Source organism: Streptomyces sp. CRN 30, assembly GCF_034105845.1.
Map to the genome: position 1 here is coordinate 1 of NZ_JAVRHI010000156.1, position 17,842 is coordinate 17,842.

General features: G+C 69.9%; 23 protein-coding genes and 1 tRNA gene. 10 read left to right on the plus strand and 14 right to left on the minus strand.

Annotated features, from left to right (window positions below; genetic code table 11):
* The 3 genes from gyrA to UW392_RS15035 all read left to right on the plus strand — a co-directional run.
* Nucleotides 1-2,224, plus strand: a 2,224-nt coding sequence (gyrA, locus tag UW392_RS15025; protein ID WP_320775486.1) for a DNA gyrase subunit A, incomplete at its 5' end; no start/stop codon positions are given.
* 18 nt (nucleotides 2,225-2,242) lie between these two features.
* Nucleotides 2,243-3,028: a DUF3566 domain-containing protein gene (locus tag UW392_RS15030; RefSeq protein WP_320775487.1), complete on the plus strand. Its 786-nt coding sequence runs from the start codon at nucleotides 2,243-2,245 to the stop codon at nucleotides 3,026-3,028.
* An 88-nt stretch (nucleotides 3,029-3,116) separates the two neighbouring features.
* Nucleotides 3,117-3,193: transfer RNA gene (locus UW392_RS15035), tRNA-Ile, on the plus strand.
* Nucleotides 3,194-3,261: 68 nt separating this feature from the next.
* On the opposite strand, the gene UW392_RS15040 is transcribed toward UW392_RS15035, so the two are convergent.
* The 11 genes from UW392_RS15040 to UW392_RS15090 all read right to left on the minus strand — a co-directional run bounded on the left by UW392_RS15040 (nucleotide 3,262) and on the right by UW392_RS15090 (nucleotide 9,531).
* The gene (locus UW392_RS15040; RefSeq protein WP_320775488.1) at nucleotides 3,262-4,419 is read right to left on the minus strand and encodes a site-specific integrase; all 1,158 of its coding nucleotides are present in this window, start codon (nucleotides 4,417-4,419) and stop codon (nucleotides 3,262-3,264) included.
* Nucleotides 4,419-4,607: a helix-turn-helix domain-containing protein gene (locus UW392_RS15045; protein WP_320775489.1), complete on the minus strand. Its 189-nt coding sequence runs from the start codon at nucleotides 4,605-4,607 to the stop codon at nucleotides 4,419-4,421. The genes UW392_RS15040 and UW392_RS15045 overlap by 1 nt, the downstream gene beginning before the upstream one ends.
* On the minus strand, nucleotides 4,604-6,001 hold the full coding sequence (gene repSA / locus UW392_RS15050) for a replication initiator protein RepSA (RefSeq protein WP_320775490.1): 1,398 nt from the start codon (nucleotides 5,999-6,001) through the stop codon (nucleotides 4,604-4,606). The genes UW392_RS15045 and repSA overlap by 4 nt, the downstream gene beginning before the upstream one ends.
* Complete coding sequence (locus UW392_RS15055) at nucleotides 5,998-6,123, minus strand: hypothetical protein (protein ID WP_414496161.1); 126 nt, start codon at nucleotides 6,121-6,123, stop codon at nucleotides 5,998-6,000. The genes repSA and UW392_RS15055 overlap by 4 nt, the downstream gene beginning before the upstream one ends.
* 153 nt (nucleotides 6,124-6,276) lie before the next feature.
* Nucleotides 6,277-6,570, minus strand: coding sequence for a SpdD protein (locus UW392_RS15060; RefSeq protein ID WP_320775491.1), 294 nt, complete (start codon nucleotides 6,568-6,570; stop codon nucleotides 6,277-6,279).
* A gap of 24 nt (nucleotides 6,571-6,594) precedes the next feature.
* The gene (locus UW392_RS15065; protein ID WP_320775492.1) at nucleotides 6,595-6,750 is read right to left on the minus strand and encodes a hypothetical protein; all 156 of its coding nucleotides are present in this window, start codon (nucleotides 6,748-6,750) and stop codon (nucleotides 6,595-6,597) included.
* A 12-nt stretch (nucleotides 6,751-6,762) separates the two neighbouring features.
* Nucleotides 6,763-6,951, minus strand: coding sequence for a mobile element transfer protein (locus tag UW392_RS15070; RefSeq protein WP_320775493.1), 189 nt, complete (start codon nucleotides 6,949-6,951; stop codon nucleotides 6,763-6,765).
* A 5-nt stretch (nucleotides 6,952-6,956) separates the two neighbouring features.
* Nucleotides 6,957-7,139 (minus strand): hypothetical protein, encoded by a 183-nt coding sequence (locus tag UW392_RS15075; RefSeq protein WP_320775546.1) that lies wholly within the window; start codon nucleotides 7,137-7,139, stop codon nucleotides 6,957-6,959.
* A gap of 18 nt (nucleotides 7,140-7,157) precedes the next feature.
* Nucleotides 7,158-7,838, minus strand: a complete 681-nt coding sequence (locus UW392_RS15080) for a DUF2637 domain-containing protein (RefSeq protein ID WP_320775494.1) — start codon at nucleotides 7,836-7,838, stop codon at nucleotides 7,158-7,160.
* Nucleotides 7,839-7,852: 14 nt separating this feature from the next.
* Nucleotides 7,853-9,199, minus strand: a complete 1,347-nt coding sequence (locus tag UW392_RS15085) for an FtsK/SpoIIIE domain-containing protein (RefSeq protein ID WP_320775495.1) — start codon at nucleotides 9,197-9,199, stop codon at nucleotides 7,853-7,855.
* A gap of 2 nt (nucleotides 9,200-9,201) precedes the next feature.
* On the minus strand, nucleotides 9,202-9,531 hold the full coding sequence (locus UW392_RS15090; RefSeq protein WP_320775496.1) for a hypothetical protein: 330 nt from the start codon (nucleotides 9,529-9,531) through the stop codon (nucleotides 9,202-9,204).
* Nucleotides 9,532-9,691: 160 nt separating this feature from the next.
* On the opposite strand from UW392_RS15090, the gene UW392_RS15095 reads away from it, so the two are divergent.
* The 3 genes from UW392_RS15095 (at nucleotide 9,692) to UW392_RS15105 (ending at nucleotide 12,284) form a co-directional block, all read left to right on the plus strand.
* Nucleotides 9,692-10,483, plus strand: coding sequence for a GntR family transcriptional regulator (locus UW392_RS15095; protein ID WP_320775497.1), 792 nt, complete (start codon nucleotides 9,692-9,694; stop codon nucleotides 10,481-10,483).
* A complete protein-coding gene (locus UW392_RS15100; protein ID WP_320775498.1) occupies nucleotides 10,484-11,149 on the plus strand; it encodes a YdcF family protein in 666 nt (221 codons plus the stop codon). It abuts the gene before it with no gap.
* A gap of 961 nt (nucleotides 11,150-12,110) precedes the next feature.
* Nucleotides 12,111-12,284, plus strand: a complete 174-nt coding sequence (locus tag UW392_RS15105) for a hypothetical protein (protein ID WP_167531786.1) — start codon at nucleotides 12,111-12,113, stop codon at nucleotides 12,282-12,284.
* Between the two features lie 89 nt (nucleotides 12,285-12,373).
* On the opposite strand, the gene UW392_RS15110 is transcribed toward UW392_RS15105, so the two are convergent.
* Entirely contained in the window at nucleotides 12,374-12,592 is a 219-nt protein-coding gene (locus UW392_RS15110; protein ID WP_320775499.1) for a hypothetical protein, read from the minus strand.
* A 124-nt stretch (nucleotides 12,593-12,716) separates the two neighbouring features.
* Here UW392_RS15110 and UW392_RS15115 point away from each other — a divergent pair, with 124 nt between their 5' ends.
* Entirely contained in the window at nucleotides 12,717-12,977 is a 261-nt protein-coding gene (locus UW392_RS15115) for a winged helix-turn-helix domain-containing protein (RefSeq protein WP_320775500.1), read from the plus strand.
* Between the two features lie 375 nt (nucleotides 12,978-13,352).
* Nucleotides 13,353-13,544: a ferredoxin gene (locus UW392_RS15120; RefSeq protein WP_320775501.1), complete on the plus strand. Its 192-nt coding sequence runs from the start codon at nucleotides 13,353-13,355 to the stop codon at nucleotides 13,542-13,544.
* A gap of 97 nt (nucleotides 13,545-13,641) precedes the next feature.
* Here UW392_RS15120 and UW392_RS15125 read toward each other — a convergent pair whose 3' ends face one another.
* Nucleotides 13,642-14,013: a DUF6344 domain-containing protein gene (locus tag UW392_RS15125; RefSeq protein ID WP_320775502.1), complete on the minus strand. Its 372-nt coding sequence runs from the start codon at nucleotides 14,011-14,013 to the stop codon at nucleotides 13,642-13,644.
* A gap of 349 nt (nucleotides 14,014-14,362) precedes the next feature.
* Between UW392_RS15125 and UW392_RS15130 the strand changes: the two genes are divergently transcribed.
* A complete protein-coding gene (locus UW392_RS15130; protein ID WP_003999697.1) occupies nucleotides 14,363-14,491 on the plus strand; it encodes a DLW-39 family protein in 129 nt (42 codons plus the stop codon).
* Nucleotides 14,492-14,957: 466 nt separating this feature from the next.
* Nucleotides 14,958-16,175 carry a hypothetical protein gene (locus tag UW392_RS15135; protein ID WP_320775503.1) on the plus strand — a complete coding sequence of 406 codons (1,218 nt, stop codon included), beginning with the start codon at nucleotides 14,958-14,960 and terminating at the stop codon, nucleotides 16,173-16,175.
* A gap of 87 nt (nucleotides 16,176-16,262) precedes the next feature.
* On the opposite strand, the gene UW392_RS15140 is transcribed toward UW392_RS15135, so the two are convergent.
* Nucleotides 16,263-17,747 carry a serine/threonine-protein kinase gene (locus UW392_RS15140; RefSeq protein WP_320775504.1) on the minus strand — a complete coding sequence of 495 codons (1,485 nt, stop codon included), beginning with the start codon at nucleotides 17,745-17,747 and terminating at the stop codon, nucleotides 16,263-16,265.
* Nucleotides 17,748-17,842 lie beyond the last annotated feature (95 nt).

Sequence of the window (17,842 nt, forward strand, 5' to 3'; positions counted from 1 at the left end):
CAACGACCCGGCGGCGGCCATGCGCTACACCGAGTGCAAGATGGCGCCGCTGTCGATGGAGATGGTCCGCGACATCGACGAGGAGACCGTCGACTTCACGGACAACTACGACGGCCGCTCCCAGGAGCCGACCGTCCTGCCCGCGCGCTTCCCGAACCTGCTGATCAACGGCTCGGCCGGCATCGCGGTCGGCATGGCGACCAACATCCCGCCGCACAATCTGCGCGAGGTCGCCGCCGGCGCCCAGTGGTACCTGGAGAACTACGAGGCCTCCCACGAGGAGCTGCTCGACGCCCTCATCGAGCGCATCAAGGGCCCGGACTTCCCGACCGGCGCGCTGGTCGTCGGCCGCCGGGGCATCGAGGAGGCGTACCGCACCGGGCGCGGCTCGATCACCATGCGCGCCGTCGTCGAGGTCGAGGAGATCCAGAACCGCCAGTGCCTGGTGGTCACGGAGCTGCCGTACCAGACCAACCCCGACAACCTCGCGCAGAAGATCGCCGACCTGGTGAAGGACGGCAAGATCGGCGGCATCGCCGACGTGCGCGACGAGACGTCCTCGCGCACCGGCCAGCGCCTGGTCATCGTCCTCAAGCGGGACGCGGTGGCCAAGGTCGTCCTCAACAACCTCTACAAGCACACCGACCTGCAGACCAACTTCGGCGCCAACATGCTGGCGCTGGTCGACGGCGTGCCGCGCACCCTCTCGCTGGACGCGTTCATCCGCCACTGGGTGAACCACCAGATCGAGGTCATCGTCCGCCGGACCCGGTTCCGGCTGCGCAAGGCCGAGGAGCGCGCCCACATCCTGCGCGGTCTGCTGAAGGCCCTGGACGCCATCGACGACGTCATCGCGCTGATCCGGGCCAGCCAGACGGTCGAGGTCGCCCGCGTCGGCCTGCGGGACCTGCTGGACATCGACGAGATCCAGGCCAACGCGATCCTGGAGATGCAGCTCCGCCGGCTCGCCGCCCTGGAGCGCCAGAAGATCGTCCAGGAGCACGACGAGCTCCAGGCGAAGATCAACGAGTACAACGCGATCCTCGCCTCGCCGGTCCGCCAGCGCGAGATCGTCAGCGAGGAGCTGACCGCGATCGTCGACAAGTACGGCGACGACCGCAAGACGAAGCTGATCCCCTATGAGGGCGACATGTCCATCGAGGACCTGATCGCCGAGGAGGACATCGTCGTCACGGTCACCCGCGGTGGCTACATCAAGCGGACCAAGACCCACGACTACCGGGCGCAGAAGCGCGGCGGCAAGGGCGTACGGGGCGCGAAGCTGAAGGAAGACGACATCGTCGACCACTTCTTCGTCTCCACCACCCACCACTGGCTGCTGTTCTTCACCAACAAGGGCCGCGTCTACCGCGTCAAGGGCTACGAGTTGCCCGACGCCGGCCGGGACGCGCGTGGCCAGCACGTCGCCAACCTGCTGGCCTTCCAGCCGGACGAGGCGATCGCGGAGATCTTCGCGATCCGCGACTACGAGGCGGCGCCGTACCTGGTCCTGGCCACCAAGGGCGGCCTGGTGAAGAAGACGTCGCTGAAGGACTACGACTCCCCGCGCTCGGGCGGCGTCATCGCCATCAACCTGCGCGAGCGGGAGGACGGAAGCGACGACGAACTGATCGGGGCCGAACTGGTCTCGGCCGACGACGACCTCCTGCTGATCAGCAAGAAGGCGCAGTCGATCAGGTTCACTGCCTCGGACGACACCCTGCGGCCCATGGGCCGTGCGACCTCGGGCGTCAAGGGCATGAGTTTCCGTGACGGCGATGAGCTGCTCTCGATGAATGTTGTTCGAGCCGGTACGTTCGTGTTCACTGCCACGGACGGCGGTTACGCGAAGCGGACCTCCGTCGACGAGTACCGCGTCCAGGGACGCGGCGGCCTCGGCATCAAGGCCGCCAAGATCGTGGAGGACCGCGGAGAACTCGTCGGAGCCCTGGTGGTCGAGGAGACCGACGAGATCCTCGCCATCACCCTCTCCGGCGGTGTGATTCGCACGCGAGTCAACGAGGTCAGGGAGACGGGCCGTGACACCATGGGTGTCCAACTGATCAATCTTGGCAAGCGCGATGCCGTCGTGGGCATCGCACGCAACGCCGAGGCAGGACGCGAGGCGGAGGAAGTCGACGGCGACGTGGTCGTCGACGAGACCGCCGAGGATGCCGCGACCGTCGCCGGCACGGACGAGGGTGAGGCGCCCTCGGCCGAGTAGCACGAGGAGAGAGTCATCGTGAGCGGAGCCACGGGCGCCGGATCGGCCGGTACCTCAAGGGGTACGGAAACGGACGGCGGCGGCCGTGGCTCCGCCGCGCAGGGAACGGACCCGCACGGGAACGCGTCCTCATCCTCGTACGAGACTCATGGATCCCAGGGGGGAACTGTGACGGAAACCCGAGGCCCGCAGAGCCAGCAGTACGCGGCTGGCGCGGGCCCGGCCGCAAGCGGCGCCCAGGCCCAGGCCACGCCGCACCAGCAGGCTGCCCAGCAGTCCGCTTCTCCGCTGCCGGGCGAACGGCAGCAGCAACAGGCCGGCGGGCCTTACCACCCGCCGCAGGCGTACCAGACCCAGGCGGGCGTCCCGTCGGGCTCCGGCGCCCGCACGGGCGCCGTGCGCCGTCCGCGCACCGGCGCGACCACCACACCGCGCGTCCGCAAGGCACGCCTGCGGGTCGCCAAGGCCGACCCGTGGTCCGTGATGAAGGTGAGCTTCCTGCTCTCCATCGCGCTCGGCGTGTGCACGATCGTCGCCTCGGCCGTGCTGTGGATGGTCATGGACGCCATGGGCGTCTTCTCGACGGTCGGCGGCACGATCTCCGAGGCCACCGGCTCCAATGAGTCGAACGGCTTCGACCTGCAGTCGTTCCTGTCGCTGCCCAACGTCCTGCTGTTCACGACGATCATCGCGGTGATCGACGTCGTCCTGGCGACGGCGCTGGCCACGCTCGGCGCGTTCATCTACAACCTCTCCGCCGGTTTCGTCGGCGGCGTGGAGCTGACGCTCGCCGAGGACGAGTGACGGCCACCGGATACCGATTTTGGGACTGCCCCCGTCGTGCGCTAATCTTCAGGAGTCAGCGCGCGGGAAACACACCGCAGAGCGCGGCGGGGCTATAGCTCAGTTGGTTAGAGCGCATCCCTGATAAGGATGAGGCCACAGGTTCAAATCCTGTTAGCCCCACCAGCCAAAAGGCCCCCGGATCATTGGTCCGGGGGCCTTTTGACACCAGTTCTTGACACCAACGGCGGCGATCAGCCGATGAGCGGGTCTTCGAGAAGTTCGGCGAGCATGCCGACCGCTTCCCGCTCGCTGTCCCCGACGACGTGCGTATACACATCCATCGTCATGCTGATCTGGCTGTGCCGGAGAATCGCCTGAGCGACCTTGGGGTGCACCTTCAGGAAGGCGAGCAGGGTCCCGCAGGTGTGCCGGGCCAGGCGAACCGTGATCCGGCGGACACCGGCCCGTTTGACGAGTCGGTCGAAGGTGCGGGAGAAGCCCACCGGGTCGATCATGCCGCCATGCTCGGCGGAGAAGATCAGGTCATGGTCAGGCTTTTGCGACCAGTGCTCACCGGCGATCTTCCGTTCCAGTGCTTGCAGCTCGCGCCGCTCATCCAGGACGCGGGCGCAGAACTCCGGGAGCGGGAGGACAGCCTGTGAGGACTCGGTCTTGAGGTCCTTGAGGACCAGGCCGACGCCCTTCTTCCGCTGGACCTGCTTGACCGGGGTGAAGCGGCCGGCCTCGAAGTCGATGTCCTGCCAGCGCAGCCCGAGCACCTCACCGCGACGGAGCCCGAGGACCAGAACGAGGACGCAGGCCGCGTAGAGCCGGTGGGCGCGGACCGAGCGCAGGAACGCGATGGCTTCCCGGGCGTTCCACGCCGTGCCCTTGTCCTTGGTGACTTTGGGCATGTCGACCAGGAGCGCGACGTTGCGCGTGAGCAGCTCTTCGCGCATGGCGCGGTTCAGCGCGTTGCGCAGGACGCGGAGGACCTCGAAGCGGGCCGCAGCGCCGACCTTTTCGCGGGTCAGTGCCGCCATGAAGACGCGGATCTGCGCCGGGGTGAGTTTGACCAGCGGCTTCTTTCCGAGGTGAGGCAGCAGGTAGAGCCGCACCTTGGACTCGTACTTGACGTACGTGTTGTGCTCGCGCTCAGGCTGGACGATGTGCTCCAGCCAGTAGGTCAGCCACTCGCCGAGCGTCCAGGAGCGGGAAGGCACCGGGATGCCGTTGCGCTCCTGGTCCTGGAGCTTGCCGAGCTTCTCGTTGGCTTCGTCCCAGGTGGCGCCGTAGACGGTCTTCCGGACGCGGTGGCCGTCCGTGTCGGTGACGTAGGCGCGGCCCATGTAGCGCCCGTCAGCACGCCGGGAGATGGTGCCCCCGCCGTTGGGGCGTCGCTTCGCCATCAGGCCGCCTCCCCGATCTGGCGGGTGATGAAGTCGCCGAGCGCGTGGGAGGGGATGCGGCGGCAGCCGTCGACCTTGATGGAGACGAGGCGGTGGGTGCGGATCAGGTCGTAGACCTTCGTCCGCCCTACCTTGAGCCGCGCCATGACTTCGGGGACGGTCAGCAGCTCGGGGGTGGCGGTGGTCATGCGGCGGCTCCGTCCTGGTCGAGGTTGAGGAGACCGGGTAGTTCTTCGCGGGCGGTTTCGCGGTTGTGCTGGAGGTCGCGGCGGATGTTGGCGGCGATCCAGGATTCGCCGGGGGTGTGGCCGTGGCCGGCGTAGGTCCAGTGGGTGAGGGTGAGGGTGGTGGCCTGTTCGTCGTCGGGATCGGGCAGGCCGAGCGCCTGGCGCTGCTGGGTGGCGCGGTAGTCGGCGCGGGTCTGGCGCAGGGCGCTGAGGGTGGTGGAGTAGCGGCGGGACTTGGTGGAGAAGTGGCCGCGGAAGCCGAGCATGTGGGCCCAGTCGCGGAGCTTGCGGTCCGGGTAGAGGGGGTGGAGGTCGAGACAGGCGGCGATGAGCCGGGCCGGGTGGTCGGGGACGCCGAGCAGGGTGAGCGCCTCTTTGTTGCCGATGCGGCGGTCTACGGTGCCGGTGGTTTCGGCGGCCTTGGTGGCGTACTTGGCGACGTAGGAGGCGACGGCCTGTTCGGTGATGTCGGCGCCGTCGCCGAAGGCCCGGATCGGGCGTACGTCGAGTTGGGTGCCCCAGTGCAGGGTGCGGGCGGGCTGGTCCCCGGCGGGGGCGATGTCGACGGCGACGCGGGCGGCTGCTGCGTGGATGGCGTCGGTGAGCAGGTCGAGGGTGGCCCAGGCGGGTGGTGGGGAGTCGGGTCCGTCGGGGCCGTCGAAGCGGATGACGGCGTGGAAGTGGACGGCGCCGCGTTTCTGGTACTCGGCGACCTTGCCGAAGGCGATGCGGGATTGCTCGCGGGCGGCTTTCTGGGTGAGGCCGGCGCGGCGGGCGATCTCGCGGCGGAGGTAGATCGTGAAGTAGCGCCACAGGTCGGAGGCGTGGTTGTTCCAGAGGACGGCGCCCGCGTAGTCGTAGGTGTCCGGGTCGAGCGGGGTGCCGAGTTCGGGGGCGTCATCGGGGTGGTGGGTGCCGCAGCGGCAGGGGCGGGTGCCGGGGCGGTTGTGGACCGGGCCGAAGGAGGGGGCGGTGAGGGTGGCGAAGACGCGGGGGTGGTCGCGGATTGTCTCCGGGGTGCCTTTGGCGGGGTCGCCGGTGAGGCCGGCGCGGATGAGGTGGTAGGTGTCGCCTGCGTAGGTCCAGGCGCAGGAGGGGCAGCGGGAGGCACGACGGTTGCCGCAGGCGATGCGGAGGCGTCCGCCGGGTTCGGTGTCGGTGGAGTAGGAGTGCAGGACGTGCCGGGTGTGGGCGTCGCGGACGACGACGGAGCCATGCAGGTGGATGGGGTCGGAGCAGCCGCCCGTGCGGCGGATCTGGTCTTGGATGCGGTCGAAGCCGGGGGCCCCGGCCAGCCTCAGTACGTCGGTGAGGGTGGCCGGGTCCAGGCCCGCCAGGGTGGCGGAGTCGTTCACGCGCCGGTCACCGCCCGGCGGCGGGAGGCGGGGGTGGTGTGGCCGGTGCCCTTGCAGGCCGGGCAGGACAGGCGGCGGGTGGCGCGGGTGCCGTCGCGGTGCCGGGCGCCGGTCGTGATCACGGCGGTGGCGAAGCCGTCACATGCGCGACAGACACGCGTGACGGGGGCGGGCTGGGGCATCATGAAGCGTCCCTTTCGGGTCCGTTGGATCTGTTGGGGGTGCAGGCGCCCGGAGCGGCGGAAGTTTGGCGACCGAGGCCGCTCCGGGGGCCGTCAGCGCTGCTGGGCGAGGTCCTTGAGCAGCAGGCGGAGGACGACGGCGACCAGGGCGACGGAGACGCCGGTGATGGCGACGGCGAGGAGCATGGAGACCAGGACGGCACCGACGACCAGGACCACGGCGCTGCCGCCGGCCGCGAGGGCGAGCGCGCTGCCCGGGGTGAGCTGCACGGCAGGACGGGCCACGATGGGTGCGGACGGTGCCGGGGCCGGGACGGCGGGGGTGGGTGCCGGTGCCTCGGTGACCGGGGCGACGGTGTCCGGGTGGGGGTACTTCGGGGTGAACACGATGGGTGTCCCTTCGCGGCGGGGTTACTTGACGACCGTGTCGACGGCGGGGGCGAGGATGCTGTCGGCGATGAGGTAGCCGCCGAGGAGGAGCACGGCGATGAGCCACCAGGGCGGGCGGATGAGCTTGATGCCGAGGAAGCCGACGACGAGCAGCGCGAGCCAGAGCGGTACGTCCACGGAGGTCTCCTGTCAGGCCTTGCAGCGGTGGGTGCGGGCGGCCAGCTCGGCGGCGGAACGGTCGTGGTAGTCGGCGGAGAAGCCGCAGCGCGGGGCCGTGCAGGCGGCGGTGTGCTTCTCACGGCCACGGCCGTCGTAGTAGGTGCCGACCTCGACCGGGCCGATGCGTGAGCGGTTGCGGAAGCGGCGGTAGACGGACATGGCGGTCAGCCCTCCTGCCGGAGGCTGCGGCCGGGGAACTCGGCGAGGATGCGCGCCTTGCCGTCCGGGTCCGAGGTGAGGTCGGCGGCTTCCTCGGCGAGCAGCCGGGCCAGGGTCGGGCGGCCGGTGTCGGCCATCTCGCGGGCAGCGTCCACGTAGTCGGACGGGCGGTTGAAGCTCCGCACGATCGTTCCTCCTTGTACTGGTCAGGTGAGCTGGAGTTCAGCGGTGATGGCGTCGACCATCGGGGTGGGCAGGCCGAGCCGGGCCGAGAGCGCGTCGGCGGGCATCGGTGTGCCGGTCGACGCCCGGTGCGCGTCGGCGAGTTTCCGGGCGTGGTCGAGGAGAGCGGCCGGCACAACCGGTGCACTGACCGCAGGCACAGGCGCAGACGCAGGCGTAGGTTCGGACGCGGCCGGGGCCAGTTCCGGGACCGGGTCAGACTCGGGAACGGGCGCAGGCTCGGGGGTGTCGGTGCGCTGCACCGCGATGTCCGGTGCGGCCGGTTCGTCGTCGGCGGGCTGGTCGGTGGGTGAGTGGACCAGAAGGGTTCCGCCGAGGAACGCGAGAGCGGGCCAGCCAGCGACGAGGATGCACAGCCACGCCGGTACGGCGGTCAGGTCAAGGAGTCCGGCGGTGGCGATGTTGGCGCCGAGCGAGGCGAACAGGGCGATGACGAACCAGGTCCAGGCCGAGCGGTCCCGGCGGACGGTGCGCAGCCGACGCCAGGCAGCGACCAGCAGCAGATCCACGGAGACGGGATAAGCCCAGGCTTTCCAGCCGGACTGCCCGGCGGCTTCGGCCAGGTCGTGCAGATGGGCGAAGGACAGCGCACCAGCGATCACGGCCTGCACGAGCACCGCGTCCGGACGGATCGAACGGGGCACGGGGATACCTCCCTTCAGGGGGTGGCCGGGCGGGGCTTGGCCAGCGACGGGCCAGCGGCCGGCGCCGCCGGGGTGGCGGGCACGGCGGGCTGGAACGGCTTGAGCGCGGGAAGGTCGGGGACCAGGTGGGCGAAGGCCCGGCAGATGGCCGCGACCTCGTCCCGGGAGGTGTCCGGGGTTCGGATCTTCGACCAGCCCCCGGAGGAGTCGGCAGCGACCGCCGTGCCGGGGCGCTCCATCGGGATGAGGCTGGCTACCGGGACCGCGTCCGGGGCCACGTCGTTCAGCCCCATCTCGGCGGTCTGTTTGTCGTTCACCCGGTGCACCACCCGGCCGGTGAGCTGGGCGCGGAGCATGGTGGCGCCCTTGCCCAGCTCGGAGCCGAAGCGCTGCCCGCAGATCTCCAGGTAGATGCCGACCGCGCGGGCCATCTGCGCCAGCCGGATCAACGCCGTGACGATCTGCTCGCGGCGCTCCTCGTCCTTCTTCGAGGAGATCAGGAACAGTTCGGCGACCTCGTCCACCAGGACCACGACCGGCACCGGCCGCGCCGAGGCGGGCAGTTCCCACAGGTCGGAGACACCCTCACTGCTGAGCAGGTCGAAGCGGTCTTCCATCTCGGCGACCAGGACGCCGAGCAGCGCGGCGGCATCGTCCGGGCTGGTCACCAGCGCGGAGAGCCGGGAGGCGTAGGCGGTCTGTTCCACGCCGCGTTTGCAGTCGATGCCGACCAGGGCCACCGGCAACTGAGCCAGCCCCTTGATCAGGTTGCGCTGGTACATCGACTTGCCCGAGTGGTTCGCCCCGAGCGTCAGCGCCATCGGCACCTTGTGGTAGTCCCGCTTGAAAGCCGTGCCGTCCTCCCGCAGTGCCACCGGAACGACCATGTCCCGGGGCACCGCACTACGGGGCATCCGCACCCGGCGCAGCACGTCGTAGCCGGTCATCCGCAGCTCCACGTAGCCCGGCCTGGTCTCCGTGACGGTGACCGAGTGGACGCCCCAGGCGTGCCGCAGCCGCTCGGAGGAGGCGATCAGGTCGGCGGGCTCCAGACCGGCCGGAAGCCGCAGCGTGACCCGCAGCCCCGTCGAGGTACCCGCCACCCGGCGGATCTTCGGCGGCACCGGCTGAACTTCCCGCCGGGCCACGTTGCGGGTCATGAACGCCCGCAGGCCCGAGGGCTGCACCGTCAGCCCGCACACATCCATCGTCGAGCGGTACGAGCAGACGAAGCGGCCCCAGGTGACCGGCAGGCCGACCAGCGACCAGTACACGCGAGGGGCGCGGACCTTCGCATAGCCGAGACCGCCGGCACCCGCGACGGCTCCCGTGGCTTCCAGCCACATCGTCAGGTCGGTCATGGTCAGGCCGCCGGGGTGACCGCGACGGCGCGGAACGCGATGCCGTGCCGCTTCTGGCCGTTGAACTCGTTCTCCCAGTCCCGCGCCTTCAGCCCGACCACCTTCACGGGCGTGCCCGGCGCCAGGCCCTCCGGGTAGCCCGTCTCCGGAACGGTCACCTGGTAGAGGTTGCCCTCCCCCTCATCCGAGACCAGCAGACCCACGGTCGACAGACCCGCACCGGTCTCCCGGTCCACAGCCCGCTCACCCGTCTTCTTGTTGGCCATCTTCGGTTCCGGGGCAGTCGCCACAAACACGACGGCGGTCGAAAGGTCGATCTTGAACGAAGGCATGAAGCACTCCCATGTCGTTGCTTTACGAGCAGCCCAAAGAGGACTGGCCCCGCCGCAGTCCTGGGACTGTTGGCGGCACGACATGACTGTGGCATGCAGTCCCAGGACTGTCAACAGTCCTGGGACTGTGCAAGACTTGCCTTGATGAGAGGAGTCAGCGATGGCACCCAAGTGGCGCGAGCTGGCAGACAAGCTGGCTGACCGGATCAGGAGCGGCGAATACGCCCCTGGCCAGCAGCTTCCGCAGATCAGAGAGCTGGTCGCGGACGGTGAGGGCTCGAAGTCCACCGTCCACGCGGCCTACAAGGCACTCGAAGCCGAAGGTCTGGTCACGTCGTCCCGTGGGCACGGCACGGTCGTGCGGAAGCGGTTCCCGCTCAAGCGGCTCGGCATCGCCAGGTACGACAAGGCCAAGTGGCGGGACGGGGACGAGGTCGCGTTCATCGCGGACCGCGTCGCCAGCGGACGCAGCTACCGGCGGAACGAGCAGACCCAGACCATCAGCCTGGTCGAGGCACCGCCGGCAGTCGCAGCTGCTCACGGCCTGGCCGAAGGCGCGCAGGTGTACGCGCGTGCGCGTCTGGTCAAGGAAGGCGACCAGCCGACCCACACCCTGACGAGCTACTACCGCCCCGAGCACGTCGAGGGAACCCGGCTCGTTGACCCGACCCCGGGACCGGCCGGCAAGGGCGGCGGCTTCCGCGTCCTGTACGACGCCGGATACGAGATCGACCACATGAAGGAAGAACTCTTCGCCCGGACGCCGACCGCCGACGAAGTCCGCCTCCTCCAGCTCCCCCCGGGGGAACCGGTCGTCGAGCTGCACCGGACCACCTACACGGCGTCTGGCACAGTGGTCGAATTCGCCATCGGTGTACACGCGGCTTCGCGCTTCGCCTGGGAGTACGACTTCAAGGTCCCCGACTCAGCGAAGGGCGAGAAGGGGCAGTAAATGATCTCGACGCAGGCATGGGCCGACACTCGGCGCCTGTGGGACTACCACCAGATGGGCCACGCCCTGCGTCCCTGCTCGGTCGCCATCGGCCTGGGCAGTCACGACCTGGGCGTGGCCGACACGGCGGCAGATCTCTACGCGCACGGCATGGCCCCCCTGCTGGTGTTCACTGGGTCCACCAGCCCCACGACGCGTGAGCGGATGCCGAAGGGGGAGGCCGTCCACTACCGCGAGCGCGCTCTCGCCCTCGGCGTCCCCAGCTCAGCGATCCTGGTGGAGCCGCGGGCACGCAACACCGGCGAGAACATCCGCTTCTCCCGGGCCGTGCTCGAAGAGGCCGGCGTCGAGGTGTCCTCGGTACTGCTGATCAGCAAGCCCTACGAGGAGCGGCGCGCGTACGCCACCGCGTGCAAGCAGTGGCCGGGAGTCGAGTTCGTCAGCGCCTCAACACCCATGACGCTGGAGGACTATGTGGACTCCATCCAGGATGCCCGCCTGGTCATCGACATGTTGGTGGGGGCGTTGCAGCGGTTGCTGGTCTACCCGGAGAAAGGGTTCATGATCAGCCAGTCCATGCCGGGCGAGGTACTCGAAGCGTACGAGCGCCTGTGCGCCGAGGGCTTCACGAGCCGACTGCTTCCTGTGGACGCGTCCACGGGCTGAGCCCCGGCAGAGCGGCACGACCCGTACGTGGAGCGCGACCCGCACGGGCTCCATCGCGGACAGCAGGAACGGCGAGACGTTGCCTCTCCAGGCCCCGGCGGCCGCATGCCGACACCCCCAGCGGATGACTACGTCTGAGACCCAGCGGCCCTGAGCTGTTACGAGTTTCTCTACCTCATCAAGCCCGGCTGCGCTCCGCTTCGCCGGGCGCGCTCCCGGCTCCGCCGCGGGCGCCGCTCCTGCCTCCGGCCCGCTCCGCCCGCGCTGCGCCTACGCGCGCCCACGAGCAAGAAGCGCCGGGGTGTGTGAGTCGATCACCGCGCAGAACAGCGTGCGGTCAAGGCGATGCCTCCGGCGGGGGATCGGCCGGCACCGGGATGGAGGGGGCGCCGTCGCCGACTGCGGACCCGTAGGGGTACGCGCGGGGGCTCCCATCCCGTCCACCGCCGACCCAGGCAGAGCCGAGCGGACGCGGCCCAGGGCGTCAAGGTCGTTCGTCCAGCGGGGCGCTCCACCTTGACGCCCTGAACCACGCCCGCTCCACGGTGTGTGGGTCGACGGCGGACGGGATGGGAGCTGGGGTGAGTGGTGGGTGAGGAGGTGGGCCACCGGGCTGTTGCATGTGCTGGAAGCTCACGAAGGCTTGATCGCCATGCGTTGGGACTGTCAGTGGGTGCCGGTAGCCTGAAAGGTTCGCCGCTATCCCTACATCTAGTGGCTGGTTGGTCGAACATGCCCACAAGTTGTGGTCTGTGTACCCCATTTGAGCCACAGGAGGCGCTATCCTTCTCAACAGCGCGAAAGACCCCAGTTCAGAAGGACTGACGCGGGGTCGGTACCTGCTCGAACTGGGGTCATGATGCGTTCCTAGGCGCCCATCGACCCTACATGGCTCCGCCCTTCACCTAGAAGAGCGGGGTCTACATCGAGCGGTATCCAGCTCGAAGGGTAGGTGATCGAAATGGCCAAGAAGCTCACGCCGGGTACGCCGGCGCCAGAGTCAGGGCAGTACAAGGTCCCCGGTTCCAAGACCGAGGTCACGGCCGTGAAGGGCAAGCCCCTTCCGCCGACGCCCAAGGCTGGTCAGGGTTACAAGCTCGTTGACCCGACCAAGCACAAGCCGAAGGGCAAGTGATTGAGGGGCAGGCTCTTCGGGGCCTGCCCCTTACTTCGTGTGCCACGGAAGCACAGCAGTCAGATGCCGTTGTCGGCAGTACGACCCGGTCACGGCTGATCGGCATACGGCACCAGGTCGTACACCTCACGGCAAGGCCTACACGCCGACTGCACATGCCCCGGCCCGGAAGCCTGCTCCACCACCTCGATGGCCCGGATGCCGGCGGTGTACCCCCGGTGCCATGAGCAGTAGCCGTAGGTCATCGGTTCCGTCACGGCCGCGCTTGGGGTGTTCAGAGCGCTCTGGTCCTGCGTGCCCTCGTTCACGTCGACTCCGTCTCGGTCGTCCATGCCCCTGGGCCGTCCACGCGGTCGGGGCCCTGCACTTGCAGGGTACCGCTGCGGGATAGGTGGTATAGGTCGTATGGGTTGTCTGATCTCGCGTGTACGGATGAGCCCACCTAACTTCGAGATCATGAAGTGGGAGCCGGATGTACCGAGGTGGCGGCAGGTGTACGCCGTCATGTCGGAGCGGATCTTGGACGGGACCTATCCGCCCGAGGGGCGGCTTCCGTCTGCGATGGACATCTGCGACGAGTTCGGGATCAGCCAGGTGACGGCCAAGCGTGTGTTGACGGAGCTGCGCAAGGCGGGGTTGGCGTACATGCAGCCGGGCATCGGGACGTTCGTCACCGAGCTGCCCAAGCGGTAGTTGTCAAGCGGCCTGCTGGTGTCTGACACCAGTGGACGACACCAACAGCCCCGTACGCCGCCGGATCAAGGCGCACCAGGGCGACCGGCAGAAGGCCGCCGAGCAGGTGAGAGCCAGGGGCGACGGGGCTCCATGATCGACCTGATAAGGATGAGGCCACAGGTTCAAATCCTGTTAGCCCCACCAGCGAGAAAGACCCCCGGCCGGTATCGGTCGGGGGTCTTTCTCATGCGTTGACCTGTGGTTACGCTCGCTCGATGACCTTGGAACGGGAACAGGTAATCGTGCATTCGGTGGACCTGGCGGGGCTCGGGAGTGGTGGGCCGGTGCCGGCGCCGGTGACGGCACCGAGAGGCCGCACTAGCCTGGCTCCCCATGAAGGTCTCCGTCGATCAGAACCTCTGCTACGGCTCCGGGGACTGCGTCTACCGGGTCCCCTCCGTCTTCACCACCGTGGACGGCTTCGGTGCCGTACGGCCCGGTTGCGAGGACTCCGGCGACGATCCGGGCGTCCAGGAGGCAGCCGAGCTGTGCCCGTCGCAGGCGATCACCGTCACGGACGGCTGAAGGCCCGGCGCTCGTCGAGCGCCGGGCCTTCGCTGCTGCAGTACGCGATATCGCCGTGGTGACCAGAGGGATGTAAGGGGATGGAGGGGCGGGGCGCTCAGCGTTGCAGCGGTGTGTCGACAGGGGCACCGGGCTCCGCGTCCGCGGTCTCCTCGCCCTCGCACAGGGCGGCGGAGCGGGCCGCGTCGGCCGCGTCGGTGGAGGGACGGTGGCGGCAACTGGGGGACTTGCCGTGCGCCTCGGCGCGGATGCGCTGTTTCATCGTGGGGGGCAGGGAGCCGACCCGTGGCCATGACCGCGGGGCCGCCGCCGGTTCGCTCAGTTCCTGGCCGGCCTCGCTGTTGCGAGTGGTCTCGGTCTGCTGTACCGCCGCGGAGGCGGTCGTCGTGATGAGTCCGAGCGCCGTGCACAGCGCGAGGAAGGCGGTGACGAAGGCGGTCCACAGGTTCATGACCTTGTTCCGGGCCATAACCCCTCACTTTCGGGTTGGGCGATTTGCGTACTTTCCTCATGATGTGTATCGGTGCCGCGAAGTGGTGGACCGACGCCCCCGGCGCGTCGATCTTCAGATCAACACCACACGGATGGGTGCAAGAGGGGCCGAAAGGTGCGGAGGCAGGAGAAGGGCGGTCAAAGTTCACCGTCCGTGGACGCGTGATCACCGTGTGATCACCCTCAGATCGGAGCGGCTCGACTCGCCTCTACTGGGTACCGACAGGGGTGAGTTGGCGCCGGACGCAGGTCACCGATCGATATCGGTCGGTGTGTATAGTCGGGCGCCAGAGGTCCCCTACGTCAAGGAAAGACGAGGTCGCGCGGTGAAGAAGCTTCTCCTGGTCGCACTGGCCGCCATCGGCGGGCTCCTCGTGTACCGCCAGATCCAGGCGGATCGCGCCGAGCAGGATCTGTGGACGGAGGCGACTGACTCCGTGCCCACGGGTTCGTGAGCAAGACCGACACCCGGTCCTGAGAACAGACCCCGGCCGTGCCACGGTCGGGGTTTTGTGTGTCCGCTGCGCCGGAGCATCGCCGGCGGGATGGATGTTTCGGACGCTCGTACGGATCCGGCGGATGGCGGGCCGCGCGGCGGGGCAGGATGGGCCACGATCCGGTCCGGGCAACGGCGAGGGGTGGCGCACGATGGGGTGGCGGCGTACGTCGAAGCCGGTGGCCAGGGACGGCGGGTCTGCGTCCTCGACGCCCGCCGGGCCTGCGTCCTCGACGCCCGCCGGGCGCGGGCCCTCGGCACCCGCCGCGTCGGCGCCCTTGATGCTTGCCGGGCGCGCTCCCCTTCTTCCGGTGTCTCGCCGCACGGCAGCTGCGGTCGCCGCGGCCGCCGTCCTGTGTCTCACCGCCGTACTCCCCGTTGGCCCCGCCCACGCGGCCGGTGCCCACAGCGGATATGCCCTCGCCGTGGACACCGACAGTGGATACGCCTTCGCCGCGGACGCCCGCCGTGTCGACGGAGCCGCCACCGCCGCGGACGCCGACCGTCTGGCGCCCGGCGCCACCTACCGCAGTTCCCTGGCCCGCGGAGCCGAGGCCCACTACGCCCTCGAACTCGACGCGGCCTCCACCGCCTACGTCTCCGTCACCGCCGTACCCCGTCCCGGCGGCGACGTCGTCGCGGTCGACGGCATCCGGGTCTCCCTCCAGGACGCCGACGGCGGCTCCTGCTCCCTGGACACCGCCACCTTCGGCGCCGCCCGCAGCCCCCACCCCCTCACCGCCTGGGGCCGCCGCGAGATCACCCCCGGCACCACCCGCTGCCAGCACCCCGGCCTCTACTACGTCGTCGTCGAACGGACCCGGCCCCAGGACTCCCAGCCCGACGACTGGGACCTGGAGCTGACCACCGTCACCGAGCCGGCCCTGAAGGAGACCGGCACGACCCGTGCCCCGGACGCCGGTGACTCCGCCACCCCCGAGCCCCTCACCGACGAGCCCGAACGCCGCCCCGCCGGCGCCGGATTCACCGACGCCGCCGTCCTCGGCCAGGGCGCCTGGCGCACCGACGTACGCCCCGGACAGACCCTCTTCTACAAGGTCCCCCTCGACTGGGGCCGACGCGTCCACGCCACCGCCGAACTCGGCGCCAGTGACGGCACCTCCGGTTACGCCACCGCCGCCCTCGGCCTGTCGCTCCACAACCCCGTGCGCGGCCGGGTCGACTCCGCCGCCACCGGCTACACCGGACGACAGGCCACCGCCGACGTGGGCCCCGTACCGCCCGTGGCCTACGCCAACCGGTACGCCGCCACCGGCGAGCAGCGCGCGATGCGGTTCGCCGGCTCCTACTACCTGGTCGTGCACCTCGCGGAACAGGTCGCCGACCGGTTCGGGCAGGGACCGTTCGAACTGGTCCTGCGCGTGCGGATCATGGGAGAGGCGGAGAACGGACCCGGGTACGCGGGGGAGCCGGTGCCGCGCGATGTCTTCGAGGCGGTGGCGCCGTTCCAGGGGACGACGCCGGAGCACGGGACGGCCGGGCGTTCGGGCGGAGGTACCGGAGCGGGCCCGGGGGAGAACCTCGCGATGAAGGCCGTCGCGGTGGGCGGGATCGGCACGGGGAGCATCCTGCTGGCCGGGCTGGGTGTGTGGACGGTCGTGGGACGGCGCAGGGGTGCCTGACTGACCGGGGTCGAGCCTTCCTCGGGCGAGGCCCGGACCCGGATCAAATGCGGATCGAATCCGGGTCAGGTCCGGGTCAGATCATGTTCAGATCCGGGTCAGCGCCCAGAACCCCACCGCGTAGCAGGCCAGCGCGATGAACAGGACCGGCAGGACCACCGCTGCCGGAGGGCCGGGACGGCGCCGCCGGGGGGCGCGGTGCTGGGCTACCGACGGACCCGGCGCCGGAACCTGGTCGTTCCTGGCCGTGTACGAGGCCGTGGAGGGATCTTCGCGCGGCTGGGGCGGGAGCGTGGGGTACGGAGAGGGGTGCGGGGCGGCAGTCGGTGGGGGCGTGGGCGGTGCCTGGTGCGGGAGCGGCACGCGGGACGACAGCGCGACGGTGGACTGGGGCGGCGCCAGAGGGAAGCTGCCGGTGTCCGACATGCTCGGTGGGGAGGGATGCGGTGGTGTCGGCGGTGCCTGTGGTGTCTGTGGTGTCTGTGGTGTCGGTGAGGTCGAGGGCAGGGGTGGTATCGATGGGTGCCTGTTCCCCTGCGGGTCCCGTCCCGACGCCTGGTCCAGCGCCTGGCCCGGCATTCGATCCGACGCCTGGTCCGATGCCTGGTCCGGCGTCTGATCTGATGTCCGGTCCAGCGTCCCGTCCTCGGTCCGTACCCGTGCCCGTGCCGACGGCAACCCGCGGGACGGTCTGACCGGCCCCTGCGGGCCGAACCCGACCGGCAGCTGGCCCACTTGGTCGAAGATCTCGATCAGTTCGTCGTCCGGGCCAGGCTCCGGCAGGAGCTCCACCGCCGCGGCCAGCGCCTTGCGCGCTCCCGTGGCCGTACGGAAACGGGCGAGCGGATCGGGCTGCAACAGCATGGACACGACCTGCCACAGCGGTTCGGGGACCCCGGCCGGCGCCCTCGGCGTCCCGTACTCGGCGAAGTACTGCACCAGCGCCTTCGTGTCCGGCTTGGCGCCCTCCAGCAGATAGAGCGCGACCAGACCCACGGCGAACAGGTCGGCGGGGAAATCCGGCTCCGCGCCCAGCATCGACTCCGGCGCGAGATAGCCCGGTGTCCCCACCACCAGGTTGGTCTCCGTCAGCCGCGGCTCGCCCAGCCGCATCGCGATGCCGAAGTCCGACAGCCGCAGCCGGGGCCGGCCGGTCCCGGTCGCTTCGAGGAGCACGTTGGCGGGTTTGACGTCCCGGTGCACGACCTCCTCAGCGTGCACCGCGGCGAGCCCGGCCAGGAGCTGGTCGAGCAGGACGCAGACGTAGGACGGTGGCAGCGGACCGTAGTCCCCGACCAGGTGCACGAGCGAGCCGCCGGTGACCAGGTCCATCGTGAACAGAACCTTGTCGTCGTCGGCGGCCCAGCTGGCCGGCGCGAGCACGTGCGGGTGGTCGATCCGCATGGCCTGCTCGCGGACGAAACGCAGCAGGGCGTGCGCGTCCCGCTGCTGCAGCACCTTCGCGGCCACATAACGCTTGCGGCGGTGGTCCCAGGCGCGCCAGACGGCGCCGACTCCCCCACGTCCGATCGGGTCGACCAGTTCGTACCGGCCGGCGAAGACCTCACCCATGGCTTCTGCGTCGCCCTCCCCCTGCCCTGCCTGCTCCGTGGCCCCGGAACATCCCGGGCCCGGCTGCCGTACCCCCTCGGCGGTCGGGCCCGGAC